This is a genomic window from Microcoleus sp. POL10_C6 (assembly GCF_036701585.1).
GTDB lineage: Bacteria > Cyanobacteriota > Cyanobacteriia > Cyanobacteriales > Microcoleaceae > Microcoleus.
This window is the reverse complement of the sequence record NZ_JAUBRB010000071.1, coordinates 1-20,151: the sequence shown is the minus strand read 5'-3', so window position 1 is coordinate 20,151 and position 20,151 is coordinate 1. Positions and strand designations below refer to the sequence as shown.

The following is a 20,151-nucleotide window of genomic DNA, read 5'->3' as shown; positions in this document are numbered from 1 at the left end:
TTTCAATAGACGCTTTGCAAAAACAACACGGTTAAAATAACGAGATTGCTAACAGTGTGGGCGATTAAAATTCCCCCAAACTGGGTAGTTACTTGAAAAGTTTTTTTGGGAGGACGGCGGGTGAGGGTGGGTGGCCCTAAAAACTGAGGTTTGGCAGCTTTTTTATTGCCGGAAACCATGTTGTCTATGAATTCTAATCCCTGCCATTTAGCTACAAATGTTACTGCTAATACTGAGAGTGCTATCATAGTTATTGGAGCGTAAACATTATCCCCACGTCCTAATAAAATATAACCGATAAGCTGTTCCCGCAATTCTTTGCTAAGAACGCTTTCAATGCCGAAGAAAACTAACCAGCCTACGCAAGTACAAGATAGATTGAGGATGGCTGTATATTCAATGCTGGTTTTGGGGCCGAGTTTAAGTAGTTTTTGCAAAAACCACGATTCGATCGCGATCGCCAAAAACATAATTAAAATTTGCACCAAAACAGTCCGAAATGGGAAAACACTCGCAATCATAAGCCTTTAGGTATATCAGTCCGTGTTAAATTTTAATTGTACAGCACAAACGGAATAATCTTAACCGGAGGTTTGAGCACCTGATTGCGTTTGATCGCTGCTTAAAAGATTGGGGGTTAGAAGTTATCGTATAATCTGTTGAGATCCGCCAAAAGAATGGAAAAATTAAACATTCAAGGCGCGCGATCGAATACCCACCCCGCTACAGACTCAAACAACTGCTGATTATGGTAAGGAATGGCATTGGTATTCGGACAGCCTCATCCCGGTCGGAACGCGCCGCGGGTCAGATTCACGTCTACGACGGCGCTGGTAAAGGCAAGTCTCAGGCAGCTTTGGGAGTAGTGTTGCGGTCGATCGGGCTGGGTATCAATTCTGACTCGCCCACGCGAGTTTTGTTGCTGCGCTTTCTCAAAGGCCCCGGCCGCTCCTACGACGAAGACGGGGCAATAGAAGCCTTGCAACGGGCATTTCCCCATTTGATCGACCAAGTGCGTACCGGCAGAGCCGAATATTTTGGGGCCGAAGCAATCACCCGCTTCGATCGCGCCGAAGCTCAGCGAGGCTGGGATATCGCCAAAGGAGCGATCGCCAGCGAACTCTATTCCGTCGTGGTACTAGACGAACTAAACCCCGTATTGGACTTGGGTTTGCTGCCAGTTGACGAAGTAGTCCAAACCCTCAAAAACAAACCAGAATATTTAGAAGTCATCGCCACAGGCCGAGCGGCCCCGGAAGCTTTGCTGGAGATTGCCGACTTACACTCAGAAATGAAGCCCCACTATCACCCCGCAGCGGCAGAGCATCATATTTCCGGTATCGAAATATACACTGGAGCGGGGAAAGGCAAGTCTACGAGCGCTTTGGGCAAAGCTTTGCAGGCAATAGGTAGGGGTATCAGTCAAGACCAATCTCACCGGGTGTTAATCGTGCAGTGGCTGAAAGGCGGCACCGGTTATACAGAAGATGCCGCGATCGCAGCTTTGCGACAAAGCTACCCGCAGCTAGTAGACCACCAGCGGTGCGGCCGAGATGCTATAGTTTGGCGGGGGCAACAGCAAGAGCTAGACTGCATCGAAGCAGAACGCGGCTGGGAAATCGCCAAATGTGCGATCGCCAGCGGCTGGTACAAAACGATTATTCTCGACGAACTCAATCCCACAGTAGACTTAGAACTGCTGCCGGTAGAGCCGATCGTCGAAGCCCTGCTACGCAAGCCGCGGGATACAGAAATCATTATCACCGGGCGCTGCCACAAACCCCACGCTTACTTTGACTTGGCAAGCGTACACTCCGAGGTATACTGTCACAAACACTACGGCGATCGGGGCGTAGAACTAAAGCGGGGCGTAGACTTTTAAAGCCCGGAGCGGTACCGAGTTCAATCCGGGCCAGAATTATTAAATGACGGCCCTGCCTGGAAAACCGGAAATTGCCACAAAGCCTTGTTACCAAGTAAAAATCTCCCAATTTTCCTTGTCTTCCCGATCACCCAGATCCGCCTTTTTTAATCTTTAATTTCCTCATCCGGACGCGATCCCCGACCGCCAATCCAGAATGGAACATTAAGAATATGAGCCGCGTCTTCTTGAGCGTGAGCACCTGAGACAGTGCACCAGGATTATTAAAGGGTGAAGACTTTGAAAATAAAAGCTTACAAGCAAAAAATCCGCGAGGGAGAAAGTCTAGACAGGGTTAACGCCAGTAGGCTAGACTTGCGGCTGGCAAACAGGTTAAACTACAGCGGAATCCAAACATTCGGTGTTCTAGGCAGTGTCTGTAGTCGCACCAGCGATGACCAACAAGTAGAGGAGTGAAGCTTTATGACAACGTTAGATGACAATTCTAATCAACTAGATTTAAACCTTCCGGGGCTAGGCCCGGATACAGTATTCGCCGGAGAGGGGGCGGATTTCATTAGAACTTCCACCCTGGGCGGCAGCTTAATATTTGGCCAAGGCGATAACGATACTCTGATTTCAGTTGGCCCGAACGATACCATATACGGCGGCGACGACGAAGATTCAATCAGATCTCAGCGGACTCCGGCTTTGCTATTTGGCGACTCCGGCAATGACACCATGATCGCTGAAGCCCGCGCTAGCCTGTACGGCGGTTTGGGAGAAGACTTGATCCAAGGTACTGTCGAAGCTAACCTCATGTTTGGTAATGAGGGCGCAGATACGATGCTGGGAGGGGCCCAGAGAGCAGATTCCCTCTACGGCGGTAAGGACAATGACTCGATCGGCTTCTTCATCGCAGGGGGTGGCAACAACCTCGGTCTTCCCCTAACCGGAGGCTTCGCTGGCAATGAAGGCAGCAACTACTTGCGGGGTGATTTGGGCGACGACTTGGTTGTAGGTATCAATGTAAGAGACAGTCTCTTTGGCGGTAAAGGCAACGACACCCTAAGAGGTGTGGCCAGCAACAGCTACCTGTCGGGCGATCTGGACGACGACATCTTATTCATTACCAACCGTACCCAGACAAGCCCGTTTGCTCAGGGCAGCGTCATTACGATCGGCATTGAGAGAACCACCTTGATTGGTGGTGGCGGCAACGATTCTCTCACCGGGGCGATCGGCGAGTTTGAAGCCGGCAGAAACTTCTTTGAGGGCGGCGACGGCAACGACACGATCAGGGTTTTTGCCACGCAGGATACCGCTTTGGGAGGTGCAGGCGACGACTTCATCGAATCATCCAGGGTATCGAATCTAACTTTGAGCGGAGGCGCCCAGAGTTCATTTCCCGGCTTCGCGGGTCGCAACTTGCTCGACGGCGGAGTAGGCAATGACACGATCGTTGCAGCTTTTGTGACGGATACAATGATCGGCGGTGAAGGCAACGACAACCTGAGCGGTACCTTTACTAATGCAGCCGGTGGAGATGGCAACGATACTATCGATGCTACCAAGGCCATTTTTGCTGGTACTGGTACTGCTTTGATTACTCTCGAAGGCGGTCTGGGCGGCGATCTGTTAATTGGCTACACCAATCCTACTACTGGCAGCAGCTTCACCGTCACCAACCTCATGAACGGTGGCGAGGGAAGTGACACCATCATCTTTGGCAGCAATCGCGATCGCGTGATTGGCAACGTTGCGGGTAACGACTTCATCTCCTACGCTAGCGGCGTCAGCTTTACCGGTCTTACAGCGCCAAACTTGATTAGCGATACCTTAGGCAGCAACTTCATTATTGGTGGCAACGGCACTGATGTGATCACTACTGGTAACGGGGATGACATCCTGTTCGGCGACTCATCCAATGCTACCGACGCCGCTGGAGGAGCCGGGGACGATACCTTAAATGCCGGTGCTGGAAACGACACCTTGCTGGGCGGTTTTGGAAAAGACTATTTGATCGGCGGCGACGGTAACGACTCTCTCGGCGGGGGGCCTGGTGCTGACACGCTGATTGGCGGATCGGGTAATGACAGCTTCTACTACAACAACTTCGGCGAGGGCGCCGTGGGTACTGACACAGACCAAATCGGCGATTTTACGAGTGGCCAAGACAAGTTTATCTTCCAAATCAATGGCTCCAACGGCTTCCCCAACTTGAGGGTACTGGATAATACGAATCGAATTTCTTCGAAGGCGTTCTTGCCGCTTGAGAGTGGGACTTACAACGGCACTTTTGGTCCAGCCGGGGCGGGCGCGACAGAGCCGTTCGTCTTTTATGAAAATGAAACTGGACGACTAGGATATGACTCTAACGGTGTTGGTACTGCTGGCGGAGTAGTTACGCTGGCAATTCTGAATGGCAGACCGGGCATTACGGCTGCTGACATTACCCTGATTTAATTTGGGTAAAAGTGGGTGGGGTCGATTCTGAAACATCGCCCTACCAACTCTCAAAACTAATTGTGCTATGTTTCGAGCTGGGGATATCCATCCCTGGCTTTTTTATTGGCATTGAGAATTGGGCATCGGGGATTGGGCATTGGGCATTGGGCATTGGGCATTGAAAGGAAGAGCAGATTCACCGATCCATTTTGCCACCCATCAATAATGTTGATAAACCAGCCACCCAGCTCAAAGACGATATAATTGACATTTGAGTAAAAGTCGATTATCGTAGCAGACTAATATTCTATTTTGTCCTTCAAAAAAAGTTATTAATAGTGTAACTGCCCAATGGTCATCTAGCAGATTTAGGCAATAAAATAGAAGAATATTCTCTAAATCTGAATCACCAAGAAGGTAAAAATAAAGCTATTTTGTTTGCCAGTAAGTTAGGCATTACCCTAGAAAATGCTGAAATGCTCAAACAGGCTTTAAAAGAAGCTGCTATCAACGAAGATGTTGTTATTCAAAAAAACAATGAATACGGAACACATTATAACATGAAATTATTGCTGAAAACCGAAGTAGGTTAATCTCTGATTATAGCAGCTTGGATCGTCCGCTTAGGTGAAAGTTTCCCCCGATTAACAAGTTGTTATCCCGTCCAAAAGTGAAGTAAAAACAATGAAAACAATTAAAGACCTTGATATTGTTGCTTTAACTGAAGATTTAGAAGCAACCCATTTTGAAACCAAACAAATCATTAAATTATATAAAGGACAGGTAGGAACAGTCGTGATGGAATTTGATGGCAGTGCTTTTGAGGTAGAATTTTCTCATCAAGATGGCACAACTTATGCAATGGAAACAATTCCAGCCACAAAATTAATGCTTTTGCATTATGAATTACTAGAATCTATAGGGGCAGTTCGCCGATGAATTTTGCCACGCACCAATAATGTTGATAAACCCCTTCCCACCCAACAAAGAACCCCGATTAAGCATCGTCGCTCAACCGTTAAATTCAATTAATTCAGAATTTTGGGCTGGGTGGGGGCGGGTTTATGAGATGGTTAGTTTTTGGCAATTATGGTTGGTAAAACCCGCCCATACATAACAAAAAAATCCCGCAAACGATATGTTTACGGGATTTAGTAGGCAGGAAACTTGTAGGGAATACTGTTACTAAGCTCGGTCTACAATCTCTTTTGCTTTATCTTTGAGGTCTTCTTTCAGGTGAATTGCTGATGCTTGATCCTGCTTGGCTTGACCTTCTAATTTATCTTTCTGATTGCCTGTAACTTCGCTAACAGCTTCTTGGATTTTGCCTTCAATATTCTTCGCTGTTGCTTCGACTCTATTTTCAATGCTCATAATTTTTTATTCTAACTCTACAACTATTAATATATACTTTTAAAGTTGAGTCTATATCCCTCTTTAGATAGATTTGTTATTACCGTTATTTCTATGTTAAAGGTTCGATTGGAATTTCCACAAGTTTATTTCTCGAAGAAAAACCGGATTTAATGCCGATCGCAGATTTCGGCACTTTAAACTTTTTCGCTAACAGCATGATTAATTCTTGGTTTGCTTTACCATCAACCGGCGGGGACTTGAGATGTATTGTGAGGCTGCCGTCGGGTTGTTCTGCGATGCTTTGCTGTTTGGAATTCGGTTTAACTTTGACTGTGAAAATAGTCATACTTCGACTTTCTCTGAATGTTCGATCTTCGTTCCCAAAACTTTCAGAAATTCAGCCAGCCAGTTAGGGTGTGCTGGCCACGCGGGGGCGGTGACTAAATTGCCATCGACTACGGCTTCGGTAACGGGAACTTCTGTATATTTGCCGCCGGCCCGGAGTACGTCGGGGCTGCAAGCGGGGTATGCGGTGCAGCGTTTGCCTTCGAGTACGCCGGCGGCGGTTAGGACTTGCAAGCCGTGACAAATAGATGCGATCGGCTTTTTGCTGTTGGCAAAGTAGCGGGTAATTTGCAGCACTTGTTCATTGAGGCGGATGTATTCTGGGGCGCGTCCTCCGGGGATAATCAAAGCGTCGTAGTCGGCCGGGTTGATTTCGTCAAAAGTCGCGTTTAAAGTGAAGTTGTGACCTGGTTTTTCGCTGTAGGTTTGATCGCCTTCAAAGTCGTGAATTGCGGTGCGAATTGTTTGGCCTGCTGCTTTGTCCGGGCAGACTGCGTGGACGGTATGACCTACCATTTGCAGTGCTTGGAAGGGAACCATTACTTCGTAGTCTTCTACAAAGTCGCCGACTAACATTAAGATTTTTTTGGCTGTCATGTTGACAACTCCTGTTATTTTGATTGGGTTAAATAGGATTATAAAAAATGCGGGGCCGTTAAAAAGCCTGCCCCGCAAGCTATTCTGGAATCTAGAAACCGTTGCGTCCCCAAATGACCATTGAAATTGAGAAGGAGAACAGAACTAGCACCGAAACCCAACCGAGTGACAAAATATCCATAGCTATTTATTGAACAAACTGTACAAAGTGACTCCAAACCTTATGATAAGTCAATTTGAGCCATTTTTGAAATGAGGGCGCTGTGAAGGATTCGTCAAATTTTAGTGCGGCTGAACGGGTAGAATCTTTGAAGGCAGGGAGTGTTGCTGCTTTTTCTTGTTTGCTGGGTTTTGGGGCGATCGCCCTTGGTAATAGCTTAATTCTGGCGGATAGGTTGGATTCTCTGGCGAGTTTGCAGGTAAGGGAAATTGACCTAAATTTTGCCTTGAGAGGGACGATCGCACTTTTGGGCGGTTTTTTGTTCGGCGTGACTTACCGCTATGCGATTCGCCGAGATGTTAACCCGCAGCTTAAATCTGGTGCGGTGTTGGCTTTTGGACTGGTGCGGGCTTTTGGACAGTTGGATGCTGGATTGTCTTTTGAGGCGAGAGTTTCTTTTGAGGCGGGCAAGATGCCCGCACTACAAGACTTATTGCCGTTTGCGGTTCGCGGTGTCGAGAGTGTGGTGTTGTTTGCGATCGCGGGTTTGGTTTTGGATTGGGCGATCGGGCGATCGTGGATTAAGCCCTTTGATTCTTGAGTGTAAAATCTTGCAGCATTTTTAGGAACAGGCAAGATGCCTGTTCCACAAAAGTTCAATTTTCTTGTGGGGTGGGCGCATTTTTAGGAACAGGCAAGATGCCTGTTCCACAAGAATTGAATTTTCCTGTGGGGTGGGCTTCTAGCCCGCCCAAAAAATACAATTTAGATGCCAGACAGCTTATTTTGCGCTAAAACCGCCCCTAAAAAGTTAATACCTCAAATTCTGAATGGCCGTAAACCATCTGTTTATCTACCGCCGACACAACTTTATTGTTAGCAGCATCAGAAACTAAACACTGACAAACTAGCCGCGCTACATCTGCCCGGTGGATCGTTCCAGAAACTCGACAATCTTCTGTTAAAATACCGTTGCCTGTTGCAGGTTCCGATTTGAGTCCGCCGGGACGAATCACTGTATAAATCATCCCGCTTGCTATCAAATGATTTTCGGCTTTTTCCTTTTCAATTAAAACCGGGCGCAAAGTTTCTAAAGCTTGGGGTGGCAAAGCGCCGACACTATTACCGCTGCCGATTGATGAAACTAAAATAAATTTTTGCACGCCTGCTTTCACTGCCGCATCAATCAAGTTTTTGTTTCCCAAATAATCGGCTCTTTCCCCATCTTTGGGCAAGCCGCCAATTGTGCTGATTACGGCATGAATTGGCTCACCGCCAGCCATCGCAGCTTCCATAGCTGCTGTATCCAAAGCATCGCCAGTCACGATTTTGATGCCCATTGCTTCTAATTCGGTGCTGGTTGCGGGCGATCGCAAAAGTGCAGTTACTTGCATCTTTTGTGCTGTCAGACATTTCGCGATTTCTAAGCCGACGCCTCGACTAGCACCCGCTAAAAAAATGTGGAATTTCTCTGTCATATTAATTGTGTTTTAAGTTATGCAGAAATTGGTTTATTTGACTGTGGGTTATTATACAACAATCCTCTGTCAATGGGTGAATTAGTTTTTTTATTTAACCGCAGAGGGCGCAGAGTACGCAGAGGAAGAGAGGGGAAAGATTGGCAATTTCCCATTTACGTTAGAGTTTTTTGCCCACCATTACTACCCAAGATTGAGCTTCGCGGGGTAAGCCGGGGGGGCGATAGTAGTGATTGACAATTGCAAATCCTGTTTTTTCTAAACAAGGCGCTAAAGTATGATATTCCCATCCGGCAGTATAGCGTTTTCCCGTTGGTCTCTCGTCGTATCCTTCCCAATTTCCCCGACACATTGACATGACAATTGCACCGTTAACAACTAAGGCTTTGTGCAAATCTTGCAGCACTTTCACCATCTCGTCGCTGGGAACGTGAATCAGGGAAGCATTGGCAAAAATACCGTCAAATTCGGCTTTTGGCAAGTCGAGATTCAGAAAAGATTGTTGCCAAACTTCGCATCCCGATAACTTCTTTGCTATTTCTACAAAAGCTGGAGTTGCATCTAAGCCTACAACTGTGTGTCCTTGGCTCTTGAAGGCTACTAAATCTCGTCCCGGCCCGCATCCTATATCGAGAATTTTACCGGGATTGCGGGGCATAGCAGCCGTCAATGCGGATCGATTTTGGGATACGTCGTGATTCCAAGTTCCTTCTCGGAAAGATTCGGCAGTTAGCTGGTATTCTGCGATCGTAATTTCTTCGCGTTTGTCCACAATTTCCCCCTCTTGTATTATTTTAGATTTGAGATTTGAGATTTTAGATTGAAGACTGTCAACCGGAAAATAAGGGTTTTTGGCTAGAATCTAAGAACTTACGGCTGACGCATTTGCTACGTCAGGAATCCGGTTTCTATCCGCCCATGCGTAAACATGAAATATAGATATTTGGTAGGGACACGACACTGCCGTGTCCTACTCTATTTCATCCGATTGAAAACTGCTATAAGAGTTAGACAACCAGGGATTTTTGTTAGGATTTTGTAACTGCTGAATCAACTTCTAAGAGAGAACCTTCGGGGGATTCGATCGCAAATCCCGCATCTCGAATCATGTCCCAATCTTGATGGGCAGCTTGTCCGGGAGTTGTCAGATAATCGCCAACAAAAATAGAATTAGCGGGGTAGAGTCCGAGAGGTTGCAGCGATCGCAAATGCACTTCCCGTCCCCCAGCAATCCGAATTTCTTGGCTAGGAAGCAAAAATCGGAACAAACACAGAATTCGCAAACATTGGCGGGGAGTTAACCTGTTCACATCTGCAAATGGCGTACCGGGAATCGGAATAAAAAAGTTAACCGGCACGCTAGTAACGCCCAAGTTGCGAAGCGAAAGCGCTAAATCGATCGCATCATCATCCGATTCGCCCATCCCCAAAATTCCGCCGGAACAAGTTGTGATCCCCGCTGCTTTTACGTGTTCGACGGTTTCAACCCGATCGCCAAAAGTGTGAGTTGTGCAAATGTCCGTGTGATATGATTCGGAAGTATTGAGATTGTGATTTACGCGATCGACTCCAGCTTTAGCTAAACGATGAGTTTGTTCCTCGCTCAACAATCCCAAACAAGCACAGATTTTCAGGTTATAATTTGCCTTCACAGTCTCAACAGCATCCAAAACGCGATCGAAAGTAGATGCGCTAGGTTGGCGGCCAGAAATCACCAAACAAAACGTACCAGCTTTTAAGTCTGCTGCGCGTTGGGCGGCATCCAGAATTTTCTCCTTAGCTAAAAGCGGATATTTCTCAATTTCCGCAGTCGAAATTTTTGACTGAGAACAATAATGGCAATCTTCAGGACAAAGGCCACTTTGAGCATTTAACAAATAGTGCAGCCTGACTCGGTTTCCCCAGTAGTGGCGGCGCACCCGATAAGCTGCATTTAGTTGTTCAAGCAAAACCTCATCCGGTGCGCGCAATACGGCTAAAGATTGCTCGCGAGAGAGACATTTGCCCGCCAGCGCGTCGTCAGCCAAATCGTTCCAATTGGGTAAATTCATTACTAAAATTAAAGGGTTTACAGAGTATCCAAAACCTGACGAATTACCCGATAAATCGATTCTAGTTCATCAGGAGAAATGCAGTAGGGAGGCATCAAGTAAAGCGTATTTCCCAAGGGGCGGAGCAAAAAACCCGCTTCGAGAAATCTGGCTTTCAATACAGGAGCAATGTCATTAAAATAACCGGAAACGCTTTCCGTTTTCACATCCATTGCTGCGATGGTGCCGCAAGTCCGAATCCGTTCGAGTTTAGGATGATTTCTCAGCCATTGATTCAGATATTTGTGGTGGAGTTTTTCCATCCCTTGATACACATTTGGGTTTTGCTCCAAAAGCTCCAAGGATGCTACACTCACCGCACAAGCTAAGGGATTTCCGGTGTAAGAATGACCGTGAAAAAAAGCTTTGTCCCATTCATCTCGCCAGAAAGCTTGATAAATATCCTCCGATGCCATTGTGACAGCAATTGGCAAGCAGCCACCAGACAATCCTTTAGACAAACACAGGATATCCGGTGAAGTTCCAGATTTAAGCGACGCAAACAGTTCGCCCGTGCGACCAAAACCCGTCATTACTTCATCGTAAATCAACAATACATTAAACTGACGGGCAAGTTGTGCGATCGCCTGCAAAAACTCAGGGCGGCACATTCGCATCCCCCCAGAACCTTGCACCAAAGGTTCGATAAAAATTCCCGCATAGCTGCCCTGCTTTAAAAAAAACTCCAATTTCTCTAAACTCGCCGCCTCCTTGCTTTCCACCTCATCATCGCCGTCAAAAGTCGCCGGAAAAGGAACAACATCCCCCGCAAACATTAAAGGTGCAAAAGATTCCCACCACAGCGAACTTCTGCCCGCAGACATCGCGCCCACAGTATCGCCGTGATAACCTCCCTCAAAACTAATAAAGCTAGTGCGGTTAGTTTCTCCCAGATTACGCCAATATTGAAATGCCATTTTCAGAGCAACTTCAACAGCAGTAGAACCGTTATCCGAAAAGAAAATCCGCGTTAAAGAAGCAGGCGTATGAGTTAGCAATTTACTTGCAAGTTTCTCGGCCGGTTCGTGAGTAAACCCCGCAAAGATTACGTGTTCTAACTTTTGAGCTTGTTCATAAAGAGCCTCAGCCAGAACCGGATGGCTGTGCCCATGAACAGTCACCCACCAACTAGAAATGCAGTCGAGAATTTGCCGCCCGTCTGCTAATTCCAGCACCGATCCTTTGCCCCGAATTACCTTCAGCGGCGGGGCAGCCGTTTTCATTTGCGTGAAGGGCTGCCAAATCGGTGAATTTGAAGAATTATGTTCCTGATCCACAGTCATTTTTACCAATCAAACTAATATTAAGTCGCCTTTTAATATAGCAAGTTTTACTCACTTATGAAATTTTTATTTTTTCTTCTTTATTGTTCTCTTCCTACCCTACCCTTCGGGAACCCCTGCGGGGAACGGGAACGGCTTCGCCGAACGTTTCCTTAGCGTCTTCGTGGTTCGTTCAAAAAAAATCTAGTTTGGTGTTGAGGGCGGCTGCGCTGCAACGTCTGCCGCCATATCACGTATACCCCGGCGATGGTTAAATTGGTCAGTTACAATTTTCTGCCTTTGAGCAAATAAGTCGTCATAGATCCTTTGCCTTTAACATTAATTTTACCGCGCTTTTCCAACAAATACTTATCGCACAGCAACTCATAAGTTGAGTTGCTAACTTGAATTTTACCCGGAAGTCCTTGAGATTCCATGCGGCTTGCTGTATTCACAGCATCTCCCCACAAATCGTAAATAAACTTTTTAGTACCGATGACACCTGCTACAACAGGCCCAGTATTAATGCCAATGCGGATATTGAGAGGTTTACCGCATTCGTCGCGGAATTTCATAATTTCTTGCTGCATTTCCAGGGCCATTTCGGCAATAGATTCGGCGTGATTTGTACAGGGAAGCGGCAAACCGCCTGCTACCATATAATTGTCACCTATCGTCTTAATTTTTTCTAAGCCATATTGTTCGCTTAAGCGATCGAAAGATGAAAAAATTTTGTTAAGTAATTCGACTAATTCTTCAGGAGATGTGCGCGAAGATATTTCGGTAAAGCCCACAATATCAGCAAACAAAACCGTAACTTCGGCAAATCCGTCCGCAATATTTATCTGACCTTGTTTGAGGCGATCGGCAATCATTACCGGTAATATATTTAGTAATAAACGTTCCGACTTTTCTTGTTCGGCGCGCAATACTGCCTCAGCTTGTTTCCGCTGTGCAATTTCCTGGTATACTCGGTGAAACATTTGATTGAAGGCGACCATGAGTTCTCCCAACTCGTCATCGCGCTTGACAGACAGAGAGTAGAAATCAGGTTGTTCTCGATCTTTGCTCAAAGCGTCTCCGGCAGCGATCAAGTCATCGCGCAACCTCAATATAGGTGCAATTACTGTCACGCCTAAAAAGAACATAGTCACAGAAGTGACAAAGGCTGATATAATGATGACTAGAACAGCAACCCGTCCGATAAATGCGTAGAGTTCCGGCTGAACTGTGGAAGCATCGTGGCGCACAATTAAGATATAATCGCCTCCCAAATGTCGCTCCGTCCAAGCAATATCGTAGCGCTTACCATCGAAATTGTGATTGTGAACTATACGAGATCTTTTTAGTTGATCGAAACGGATTTCTGGGGGTTCGCCAAGTGTATATATTAGCTCACCGTTAGCTTGGTAAATAGATAGTCCTAAGACTACTTGAGAGTCCTTAGTAATATTTTTTACTTCTTCTTGCAAAAAAGTGCGATCGGAAATATCTTGTTGGAGCAAAAACTCTAGGGAATCCACAGTCGCGCGAGATACCTGTTCCAGTTGGCTTAAAAGTTCATTTTCGCGCCGAAAATAAGAGGGAACTAAAATAATTCCCTCTATGACAAGAATGCTAGCAAATACCCACAAAGCTATTTGCCTAGACAACCGAGATTTGAAAAAACTCAAGAATGATAAAATCCGCAAAAACATAAAATTTACTATTTGGCAAATGGCGACTTTAGGGAATAGGAAAAAAAACCGGGTTTCTGGTAATAAATTTTGGGTGAGTCCACAAAGCAACTGTGTAGAAACCGCGTTTCTCACATCCCCTGTGTAATTCCTGAAATTGTCAGCAGTCAACACCCAGCAGCCATTAACGGTTAGTTCTTGGCTAAGCACTAACGACTGATGACTCCCGACTAACTAGCAGACCCCTTAATAATATAATAAACAAATTAAACCGAAACTGCGCTGACTAGCCTGCCTGCAAGCAGATAAGTATTCATATCGCCCTTGCCTTTGATGTGGATAATTCCTCTGTCTTCAAAACGATACTTATTTTGCAAGATATCGTAAGTTGCTTTTGTGACTTGAATCGCGCCGGCAATCCCGTGGGATTCCATGCGGGCTGCTGTATTGACGGCATCGCCCCAGAGGTCGTAAATGAATTTTTTAGTGCCAATAACCCCCGCAATTGCCGGCCCGGTATTGATGCCGATGCGAATGTTAATTCCTGCATGATGTTTGGCATTAAATTTTGCTAATTCCTCCTGCATATCTAAGGCCATTTCCGCAATGCTTTCGGCGTGGTTGGTGCTGGGATTTGGCAAACCTCCCACTACCATATAAGCATCTCCAATTGTTTTGATTTTTTCCAAGCCGTACTTTTCCGTTAAACCATCGAAGGCTGAAAAAATTTCGTTGAGAAACTTGAGCAATTCTTCGGGAGATATTTGTGCTGAAAGCACGGTAAAGCCTACGATATCCGCAAACAGAATCGTGACTTCTGCGAAGCCGTCAGCAATACTGCTTTGACCGTTTTTTAGCTTGGCAGCAATGGATTCGGGTAAAATATTGAGCAGCAGGCGATCGCACTTTTCCTGTTCATTTACCAATTCTACATTAGTTTCTTGCAATTGTGCCGTGCGTTCCCTGACGCGCTGTTCTAATTGTTTAGCATTTTGGCGCAACCTGCTGATAGATAAAGTTAATCCTGTCACCCCTAAAATAGAAAGTCCTACTAACAGTAAAAACAAATTTTTCAGTCCCCCGCGAGTTTTTTGAGTGATAGTATCGAGAGGTTGAGTAATTTCTAATATCCCCCGCACATCTCCCACTTTCCAATCAGTTTTAGGACTGTCACGGTGAGTATTGTGACAGTTAACGCAGCTAGAACTTAGAGTATCTGCCTCGGCATATCGAAAGGCTGGCTTGCCGCGATAATTCTCACTGCGAAAAAATTTCTGGGTCGGATTTTTTGTCAAATAAGTAATAGCTTGCCGTTCAAAATCGTCTCGGGCTCCGCCTTCTTTTCGCCGCCAGGGAAACGGGTAGTCGCTGTAGAGACGAAGTGATACTTCGGGATTTTTGTTAGTGATCTGGTTGCCCAGTTCTATTAAGAAAGTGGCCGGTACGGGAACTGTTACTTTTGTCGGGTTGTAGTCGTGGGTAAAGTTAATCGCTTTAGCGGTGTTGAGAGGATTGACAACATCGGAACTGTAAAGGGTGCGGGCTTCTTTAACAGCTTGGGCATAGAGGGTGGCATTTTGGAGGGCTTGCGATTCGATTAGGGTGGAGGAAAGACGAGACATATTTGCCATCGCTACTCCTACACCTACACAAAATAAAATTGTCACCGCAAGCAGAATTCGCTTGTAAATTAATTGGCTGATGGCAGCCCGAATTCGAGAAATCAACTGGCGCATGGTATCCTCAAGTGTGAGGTTTAATCTTGATGGGAATTTATGCACTACTAACATAACACTGCTTTTTCAGAGTGTTTTGCTGGCGTCCGGGGTAAAGCAAGACTCTCTGAGTGCAACCGAGGGTTAATTATTGTTTACCGCCAGTGTTTCGTTTGTCCGTAAAACTACGCATAAGTTTATAATGGCGATTCCCTACGGGATAGCGGCAATCGCGCGGAATTTTTGCTCGATCTCGGTTAGGATAGCAATTGTAGTCTATGGTTGGCGATCGTGAATTCTGACTCTACTGCCTCACCGGCGCGCAACGAAATTTTTCCGGGAGAAGTTTTCGTCAATACTGCTGATTTTGATACCGGCATTCGGCGACTTTTACCTAAGTATGACGAAATGCTGGATGTATTAGCCGACTGCATTGCTAACACAAACCACCGCATTTTAGAACTCGGCTGCGGTACGGGGGAACTCACTTTAAAAGTTCTCCAACGCTACCCATCGGCGGAAATAGTTGCTGTCGATTACTCGGCGCGAATGCTTGATTTTGCCCGCGCCAAAATAGACTCGGCAGGATACGCAGCCCGGTGGACTGGCATAGAAATGGATTTTGGAGAATGGGCGAACAATCCAAATTTTTCGGGATTGGGGGATAAATTCAATGCTTGCATTTCATCTCTGGCAATTCACCATCTTGAGGACGAGATGAAGTTGAAATTGTTTCAACGGATTCGCGGAAGTTTAAGTGCTGGTGGATGTTTTTGGAATGCCGATCCTCTTTTAGCAGAATCAGCAGCAATGAAAGATATTTATCAAGCGGCGCGAGAAGATTGGGCGCTAAATCAGGGGGAAACTTTAGCACAAATTCGCGCAAATGTGGGAACGAGTGTCTCTTACGGGTATTCTAATCCCGATCGTCTAGCTACACTTTCGGCACAGTTGGAAATGCTGGTCTCATCTGGATTTGACACTGTGGCAGTGCCTTGGAAATACTACGGGATGGCGGTTTTTGGGGGATTTGTTAATTGAAAAAAACATTCTTGGAGGCAGAAATTCTATATGTAGGGTGCGCGAATAAGCACTTTACTACTTAAAGAAAGATTGCAGTTAGTATTTTATGTTACTAAGTTGTGATTGAGAAAATATATAATATGAATTCCGGTTGCATTGGAATGCTTAAACCGCAGAGTACGCAGAGAACGCAGAGGAAGAGAACAGAGAGATGAATAATTCCGATGAAGGGCGGATTTGATATAATACTGCTAGCATAAAGGAAAAAAAATGACTGCAACTGCGATTCAAAGTATTGACTGGGATGCTTTCTCGTCGGAACTATCGGGAATTGAAATAATTAGCGATCGCGCGCAAGTTGTCAAGCTATCTCAAGACTATTATCACTTCAGTCCAGTTTTGCAACCTCTCTTAAGTGATAAAACAGGAGATTTAGTAGTTCGTCCCGCCAGCGAAGCCGAAGTTTTGCGGATTGCTGCAGCCTGCGTCAAATTTAAAATTCCGCTAACTGTTAGAGGTGCAGGAACGGGCAATTATGGGCAGTGCATTCCCCTCAAGGGCGGCGTCATTTTAGATACCAGCAAAATGCACAGTATCCGCTGGATAAAACCGGGTTTAGCTTGTGTAGAACCAGGGGTGAAAATGTCGGTTTTCGACAAACAAGCGCGAGAAACTGGTTGGGAATTGCGGATGGTTCCCTCAACCTATCGCACCGCTACGATTGGGGGATTTATCGGCGGCGGTAGCGGGGGAATTGGTTCGATAACTTACGGCCAATTGCGCGATCGGGGAAATCTTCATGCCGTGCGAGTCGTTACAATGGAAGACGAACCCCGCGTCATCGAATTGCGCGGCGATGAAGTGCAAAAAGTCAATCACGCTTACGGCACAAATGGGATTATTACTGAGTTAGAAATTCCCCTCGCCCCTGCTTATGCTTGGGCGGAAATCATCGTCGCTTTTGACGATTTTATGACATCGGCAAACTTCGGTCAAGCTTTGGGCGATGCTGACGGAATTATCAAAAAACTAATTTGTGTTTGTGCTTGGCCGATTCCTGCTTATTTTGCTGCTTTCCGCGATGCAATTCCTGAAGGTAAGCACTGCGCTTTGTTAATGGTAGCTGAATCTTGTCTGGAACCGCTGCAAGATTTGGTGCGCGAATATGGCGGCACAATTTGCTATCAAAAAAACGCGCAAGCAGCGAGCAAAGGTGCGGCTATTGCTGAATTTACTTGGAATCATACAACTCTGCACGCTCGCAGCGTTGACCCGTCTCTGACTTATTTGCAGACGCTTTTTCCCCCAGATAAAGGTTTGAAATTGATTGAGGAACTGTATAATTTTTATGGGGATGAGGTGATGATGCACTTGGAGTTTTTGCGGATGAATGGCAGGGCGATCGCCGCTGCTTTGCAAATAGTTCGCTACACTACGGAATCACGGCTCAATGAAATTATTCGCTATCACGAAGAGCAAGGCGCACTGATTGCTAATCCTCACACTTATATATTGGAAGATGGAGGGATGAAAAGTATTAATGTGGAACAGTTGCAGTTTAAAGAGTTGGTCGATCCTTACGGTTTGCTTAATCCGGGTAAAATGCGGGCGTGGTTGGAACGGGATTAAGCGATGGTTTTTATAGCAGAAGGAAGAAGGAAGAAGGAAGAAGGAAGAAGGAAGAAGCAGTAATAGCAATGGTTTTAGCGGTTAAGAATGTCCTAACCGTCTTGGCGGTTGCTATAGATAAGATTTGGATCTTGAAATCGCTGCTAGACAAACTTTCGCCCGCGCAAGGCTAGACTAAGAAATCCGTTTTCTATGTCGGAGGTTTTAAGTCAATAAAAACTCAAGTCCTTGCTGCGAACAAAATTTGTCAATTTAAGGGACGGGGGCGGTAATTTCTGCTGGTGCGATCGCCCCTCCTGAAGGTACAGCTTGCTTTTCCAGTAGTAGGCGCTGTTTGTTGCGAAATTCTGCGGCCGCATCGTTCAAATTTTGTTGCTGTTCGCTATTAAATTCTTCCATGCTGCGGCCGCCTCCCAATTTGGATCTGTGAATTAAATCAAATATTCCGCTGCCGCTGCTGCGGCCGGAAAAGGGGTCGGTATTGTCTTGAGTTTGAAAGTCTTGCAGCGGTTGGGCATTATTTAAACCGCTGGCTTGAGCGAAGCTTGCTTGAGGGCAGAACAGAGCACAGGATGCGATCGCGCTTGCAGCAATCCCTATCATCAATTTGCCGGATTTGGAAGTTTTGGTGTTCATAATTTATTAGGTGAACTTTCAAAAAAACAATTCTATCTAAACAATATTCTGACTTGTGAGTAAATATTATATTACTTCACTGGGGCTCAGGACAGGGCAATGCCCATTGGTGTCAAGTTAAGCTTTTAGTCCGCCAGTCCTCTCGCCTACCCGGTAGTCCGCCAGGGAATGAATTCCCTGTCTCATAGCTAAAGTCCTCTCAAAGAGGACTGAAGAACTCATTAGTCCTCTCGCCTACCCGGTAGTCCGCCAGGGAATGAATTCCCTGTCTCATAGCTAAAGTCCTCTCAAAGAGGACTGAAGAACTCATTAGTCCTATGCAAGAGGACTTTGGCTTTGAGGCTCTTATTTCAACCCCTGACGGACTATCGGTTTTAGCTTAAGTTGACAGGACGAAAGGCATCCTAGAATTGACGGTGCAGGTGAAACGATCGCCCTAAGCAAACCTGCGTTTCAGCAGCGGTTGAATGCTCAGCAGCGCCACCAAATCAAACGCCAGCAGCACTAATAGCGCTCCTCCAAAGGTGACTGTACCCCAAGGAGCTTGCATCACTACACTGGCTAGCGACCAATCGCTGTGCAGGTACAGGTAGCGGATGGGTTCGATCGCGTAACTCAGAGGATTGAGAGTCACCACAACTTGCAGCCACTCTGGCATAAATGACAGCGGCGCGAGGGCTGTACTCGCAAATAACAGCGGCAAGTTAGTAACAAAAATTACCGCTATTAATTCTACGTGGCCGGGGAGAGCGAAGGCTAAACCCAGACTCAAGCCCGTGACGCCCAAAACTAACAGCAGCACAATTAGGGCGATCGCCCCTAGTCCGGCAATTCCGGGGAATCCCGCGCCCAAAAACGCGCCCGCTGTAACGATTGTGCCGGTTTGGATAAAGCTGAGGCTGACGATAAAAATAGCCGAAGCGAGGACGATCGAAAATCTCGAAGCCAACGGCGCGACTAACAGGCGGTTGAGAAATCCGAACTCGCGATCGAACATAATCGGCAAACCAGCATTCAGCGCCCCGGCAAAGGCTGTAAAAACGATTACACCAGCGCCGAGAAATTGTCCGTAATTCTGGCTTTCGCCGAACAAGCCGGCGGGTGCATTTTCAAACAGAGCTCCGAACAAAACCAACCACATCAGCGGCTGAATAATTCCTGCAACTAGCGTCGAGGGGCGGCGCTGCAATTGAATAAACAGGCGCTTGGTTAAGGCGAGTGTTTCTTGGATGAAGTCGCCCAGCAGGGAACTGGAAGTGTCAGCGGATGCCGTGGAGAGTGGCCGCTGCTGGTTGAGGTTGTTGGGGGATGTAACAGTACCGCTCATAATTGCTTGCGCTGATTTTGATTAAATCTAACTCTCTTTACAGTAGCAAGTCTGGAGGTATTGGTGGTGTTGGGCGGGCGATCGCTTTTTGTGTGGAGTTTTGGTAAACTGAATATCATGTTATCGCACACACCAGACCTCGCCGAACAAATTAATGATTGGGAATTTATCGAATTGTGGGTAAATTCGAGTGTTTTCCCCCCTCTAATTTTGATGTTAGTAAGTGGGAAAAATGGAGGTTTTTGTATTTATGACCCACCAACAAACTATAAGTCTCTGTTTCTGAGTTCAACCTATGATGAGGCTCATTCATGGCTTTTGGAAGATGAATATGAGCGCTGCGATGGTCGGTTTTTCGCGGCGGAAATTGCTTGATTTTTTCAGGAATATCTAGGGCTAAAAATTAGCATGAGCTCTCATCAATAATTAAAAATTAATTTATTCCAATATGCCAGCCAAAGACCTGTATCACAATAGACCTCTTGCAAAAAAGATATATGTTATAATCAGAAGTTTTAAATTTAGCCCCCTAGAGCTAACTCATAATT

General features: G+C 46.1%; 22 protein-coding genes. 9 read left to right on the top strand and 13 right to left on the bottom strand.

The window, feature by feature from the left end; translation table 11 throughout:
• Window positions 1–2: 2 nt before the first annotated feature.
• Window positions 3–521 carry a filament integrity protein FraC gene (gene fraC, locus QUA34_RS26545; protein WP_333227340.1) on the bottom strand — a complete coding sequence of 173 codons (519 nt, stop codon included), beginning with the start codon at window positions 519–521 and terminating at the stop codon, window positions 3–5.
• A gap of 227 nt (window positions 522–748) precedes the next feature.
• On the opposite strand from fraC, the gene QUA34_RS26540 reads away from it, so the two are divergent.
• The 4 genes from QUA34_RS26540 to QUA34_RS26525 all read left to right on the top strand — a co-directional run bounded on the left by QUA34_RS26540 (window position 749) and on the right by QUA34_RS26525 (window position 5,248).
• Window positions 749–1,882, top strand: a complete 1,134-nt coding sequence (locus tag QUA34_RS26540; RefSeq protein WP_333039380.1) for a cob(I)yrinic acid a,c-diamide adenosyltransferase — start codon at window positions 749–751, stop codon at window positions 1,880–1,882.
• 462 nt (window positions 1,883–2,344) lie between these two features.
• Complete coding sequence (locus tag QUA34_RS26535; RefSeq protein ID WP_333390088.1) at window positions 2,345–4,327, top strand: calcium-binding protein; 1,983 nt, start codon at window positions 2,345–2,347, stop codon at window positions 4,325–4,327.
• Between the two features lie 326 nt (window positions 4,328–4,653).
• The gene (locus QUA34_RS26530; protein ID WP_333390100.1) at window positions 4,654–4,902 is read left to right on the top strand and encodes a DUF6883 domain-containing protein; all 249 of its coding nucleotides are present in this window, start codon (window positions 4,654–4,656) and stop codon (window positions 4,900–4,902) included.
• 91 nt (window positions 4,903–4,993) lie between these two features.
• Window positions 4,994–5,248 carry a DUF4926 domain-containing protein gene (locus QUA34_RS26525; RefSeq protein WP_333331756.1) on the top strand — a complete coding sequence of 85 codons (255 nt, stop codon included), beginning with the start codon at window positions 4,994–4,996 and terminating at the stop codon, window positions 5,246–5,248.
• Window positions 5,249–5,494: 246 nt separating this feature from the next.
• Here the strand turns inward: QUA34_RS26525 and QUA34_RS26520 are convergent, their stop codons facing one another.
• The 4 genes from QUA34_RS26520 to petN form a co-directional block, all read right to left on the bottom strand.
• Window positions 5,495–5,683, bottom strand: coding sequence for a CsbD family protein (locus tag QUA34_RS26520; protein ID WP_333048102.1), 189 nt, complete (start codon window positions 5,681–5,683; stop codon window positions 5,495–5,497).
• 91 nt (window positions 5,684–5,774) lie between these two features.
• Window positions 5,775–6,011, bottom strand: coding sequence for a DUF167 domain-containing protein (locus tag QUA34_RS26515; protein ID WP_333331753.1), 237 nt, complete (start codon window positions 6,009–6,011; stop codon window positions 5,775–5,777).
• On the bottom strand, window positions 6,008–6,607 hold the full coding sequence (locus tag QUA34_RS26510) for a DJ-1/PfpI family protein (RefSeq protein WP_006631014.1): 600 nt from the start codon (window positions 6,605–6,607) through the stop codon (window positions 6,008–6,010). The genes QUA34_RS26515 and QUA34_RS26510 overlap by 4 nt, the downstream gene beginning before the upstream one ends.
• A 91-nt stretch (window positions 6,608–6,698) precedes the next feature.
• On the bottom strand, window positions 6,699–6,788 hold the full coding sequence (gene petN / locus QUA34_RS26505; RefSeq protein WP_071883976.1) for a cytochrome b6-f complex subunit PetN: 90 nt from the start codon (window positions 6,786–6,788) through the stop codon (window positions 6,699–6,701).
• A gap of 82 nt (window positions 6,789–6,870) precedes the next feature.
• On the opposite strand from petN, the gene QUA34_RS26500 reads away from it, so the two are divergent.
• Window positions 6,871–7,368 (top strand): hypothetical protein, encoded by a 498-nt coding sequence (locus QUA34_RS26500; protein WP_333390085.1) that lies wholly within the window; start codon window positions 6,871–6,873, stop codon window positions 7,366–7,368.
• Between the two features lie 202 nt (window positions 7,369–7,570).
• Here QUA34_RS26500 and QUA34_RS26495 read toward each other — a convergent pair whose 3' ends face one another.
• From QUA34_RS26495 to QUA34_RS26470, 6 genes are all read right to left on the bottom strand, one after another.
• The gene (locus QUA34_RS26495; RefSeq protein WP_333331748.1) at window positions 7,571–8,245 is read right to left on the bottom strand and encodes an SDR family oxidoreductase; all 675 of its coding nucleotides are present in this window, start codon (window positions 8,243–8,245) and stop codon (window positions 7,571–7,573) included.
• Window positions 8,246–8,405: 160 nt separating this feature from the next.
• On the bottom strand, window positions 8,406–9,017 hold the full coding sequence (locus tag QUA34_RS26490; RefSeq protein ID WP_333331745.1) for a class I SAM-dependent methyltransferase: 612 nt from the start codon (window positions 9,015–9,017) through the stop codon (window positions 8,406–8,408).
• A gap of 256 nt (window positions 9,018–9,273) precedes the next feature.
• The gene (bioB, locus tag QUA34_RS26485; protein ID WP_333390083.1) at window positions 9,274–10,296 is read right to left on the bottom strand and encodes a biotin synthase BioB; all 1,023 of its coding nucleotides are present in this window, start codon (window positions 10,294–10,296) and stop codon (window positions 9,274–9,276) included.
• 17 nt (window positions 10,297–10,313) lie between these two features.
• Window positions 10,314–11,618, bottom strand: coding sequence for an adenosylmethionine--8-amino-7-oxononanoate transaminase (bioA, locus tag QUA34_RS26480; RefSeq protein ID WP_333331739.1), 1,305 nt, complete (start codon window positions 11,616–11,618; stop codon window positions 10,314–10,316).
• Between the two features lie 263 nt (window positions 11,619–11,881).
• Window positions 11,882–13,294: an adenylate/guanylate cyclase domain-containing protein gene (locus QUA34_RS26475; protein WP_333331736.1), complete on the bottom strand. Its 1,413-nt coding sequence runs from the start codon at window positions 13,292–13,294 to the stop codon at window positions 11,882–11,884.
• Between the two features lie 245 nt (window positions 13,295–13,539).
• A complete protein-coding gene (locus QUA34_RS26470) occupies window positions 13,540–15,009 on the bottom strand; it encodes an adenylate/guanylate cyclase domain-containing protein (protein ID WP_333331733.1) in 1,470 nt (489 codons plus the stop codon).
• 270 nt (window positions 15,010–15,279) lie between these two features.
• Between QUA34_RS26470 and QUA34_RS26465 the strand changes: the two genes are divergently transcribed.
• The 3 genes from QUA34_RS26465 to QUA34_RS26455 all read left to right on the top strand — a co-directional run bounded on the left by QUA34_RS26465 (window position 15,280) and on the right by QUA34_RS26455 (window position 17,813).
• On the top strand, window positions 15,280–16,029 hold the full coding sequence (locus tag QUA34_RS26465; protein WP_333331730.1) for a class I SAM-dependent methyltransferase: 750 nt from the start codon (window positions 15,280–15,282) through the stop codon (window positions 16,027–16,029).
• A 252-nt stretch (window positions 16,030–16,281) separates the two neighbouring features.
• Window positions 16,282–17,640, top strand: a complete 1,359-nt coding sequence (locus QUA34_RS26460) for an FAD-binding oxidoreductase (RefSeq protein ID WP_333390080.1) — start codon at window positions 16,282–16,284, stop codon at window positions 17,638–17,640.
• Complete coding sequence (locus QUA34_RS26455; RefSeq protein ID WP_333390078.1) at window positions 17,622–17,813, top strand: hypothetical protein; 192 nt, start codon at window positions 17,622–17,624, stop codon at window positions 17,811–17,813. The genes QUA34_RS26460 and QUA34_RS26455 overlap by 19 nt, the downstream gene beginning before the upstream one ends.
• Before the next feature lie 79 nt (window positions 17,814–17,892).
• Here the strand turns inward: QUA34_RS26455 and QUA34_RS26450 are convergent, their stop codons facing one another.
• The gene (locus QUA34_RS26450; protein ID WP_333081583.1) at window positions 17,893–18,276 is read right to left on the bottom strand and encodes a hypothetical protein; all 384 of its coding nucleotides are present in this window, start codon (window positions 18,274–18,276) and stop codon (window positions 17,893–17,895) included.
• A gap of 436 nt (window positions 18,277–18,712) precedes the next feature.
• Window positions 18,713–19,603, bottom strand: coding sequence for an ABC transporter permease (locus QUA34_RS26445; protein ID WP_333390076.1), 891 nt, complete (start codon window positions 19,601–19,603; stop codon window positions 18,713–18,715).
• Between the two features lie 117 nt (window positions 19,604–19,720).
• On the opposite strand from QUA34_RS26445, the gene QUA34_RS26440 reads away from it, so the two are divergent.
• Window positions 19,721–19,978 (top strand): hypothetical protein, encoded by a 258-nt coding sequence (locus QUA34_RS26440; protein WP_333331714.1) that lies wholly within the window; start codon window positions 19,721–19,723, stop codon window positions 19,976–19,978.
• The last annotated feature ends 173 nt before the right edge of the window (window positions 19,979–20,151 follow it).

What these genes read in the sequence shown, in the direction of transcription:
- fraC (WP_333227340.1), bottom strand. Translation starts at nt 521, where the DNA reads ATGATTGCGAGTGTTTTCCCATTTCGGACTGTTTTGGTGCAAATTTTA.
- QUA34_RS26470 (WP_333331733.1), bottom strand. Translation starts at nt 15,009, where the DNA reads ATGCGCCAGTTGATTTCTCGAATTCGGGCTGCCATCAGCCAATTAATT.
- QUA34_RS26520 (WP_333048102.1), bottom strand. Translation starts at nt 5,683, where the DNA reads ATGAGCATTGAAAATAGAGTCGAAGCAACAGCGAAGAATATTGAAGGC.
- QUA34_RS26450 (WP_333081583.1), bottom strand. Translation starts at nt 18,276, where the DNA reads ATGAACACCAAAACTTCCAAATCCGGCAAATTGATGATAGGGATTGCT.
- QUA34_RS26510 (WP_006631014.1), bottom strand. Translation starts at nt 6,607, where the DNA reads ATGACAGCCAAAAAAATCTTAATGTTAGTCGGCGACTTTGTAGAAGAC.
- QUA34_RS26540 (WP_333039380.1), top strand. Translation starts at nt 749, where the DNA reads ATGGTAAGGAATGGCATTGGTATTCGGACAGCCTCATCCCGGTCGGAA.
- QUA34_RS26515 (WP_333331753.1), bottom strand. Translation starts at nt 6,011, where the DNA reads ATGACTATTTTCACAGTCAAAGTTAAACCGAATTCCAAACAGCAAAGC.
- QUA34_RS26445 (WP_333390076.1), bottom strand. Translation starts at nt 19,603, where the DNA reads ATGAGCGGTACTGTTACATCCCCCAACAACCTCAACCAGCAGCGGCCA.
- QUA34_RS26460 (WP_333390080.1), top strand. Translation starts at nt 16,282, where the DNA reads ATGACTGCAACTGCGATTCAAAGTATTGACTGGGATGCTTTCTCGTCG.
- QUA34_RS26495 (WP_333331748.1), bottom strand. Translation starts at nt 8,245, where the DNA reads ATGACAGAGAAATTCCACATTTTTTTAGCGGGTGCTAGTCGAGGCGTC.
- QUA34_RS26475 (WP_333331736.1), bottom strand. Translation starts at nt 13,294, where the DNA reads ATGTTTTTGCGGATTTTATCATTCTTGAGTTTTTTCAAATCTCGGTTG.
- QUA34_RS26535 (WP_333390088.1), top strand. Translation starts at nt 2,345, where the DNA reads ATGACAACGTTAGATGACAATTCTAATCAACTAGATTTAAACCTTCCG.
- petN (WP_071883976.1), bottom strand. Translation starts at nt 6,788, where the DNA reads ATGGATATTTTGTCACTCGGTTGGGTTTCGGTGCTAGTTCTGTTCTCC.
- bioA (WP_333331739.1), bottom strand. Translation starts at nt 11,618, where the DNA reads ATGACTGTGGATCAGGAACATAATTCTTCAAATTCACCGATTTGGCAG.
- bioB (WP_333390083.1), bottom strand. Translation starts at nt 10,296, where the DNA reads ATGAATTTACCCAATTGGAACGATTTGGCTGACGACGCGCTGGCGGGC.
- QUA34_RS26525 (WP_333331756.1), top strand. Translation starts at nt 4,994, where the DNA reads ATGAAAACAATTAAAGACCTTGATATTGTTGCTTTAACTGAAGATTTA.
- QUA34_RS26440 (WP_333331714.1), top strand. Translation starts at nt 19,721, where the DNA reads ATGTTATCGCACACACCAGACCTCGCCGAACAAATTAATGATTGGGAA.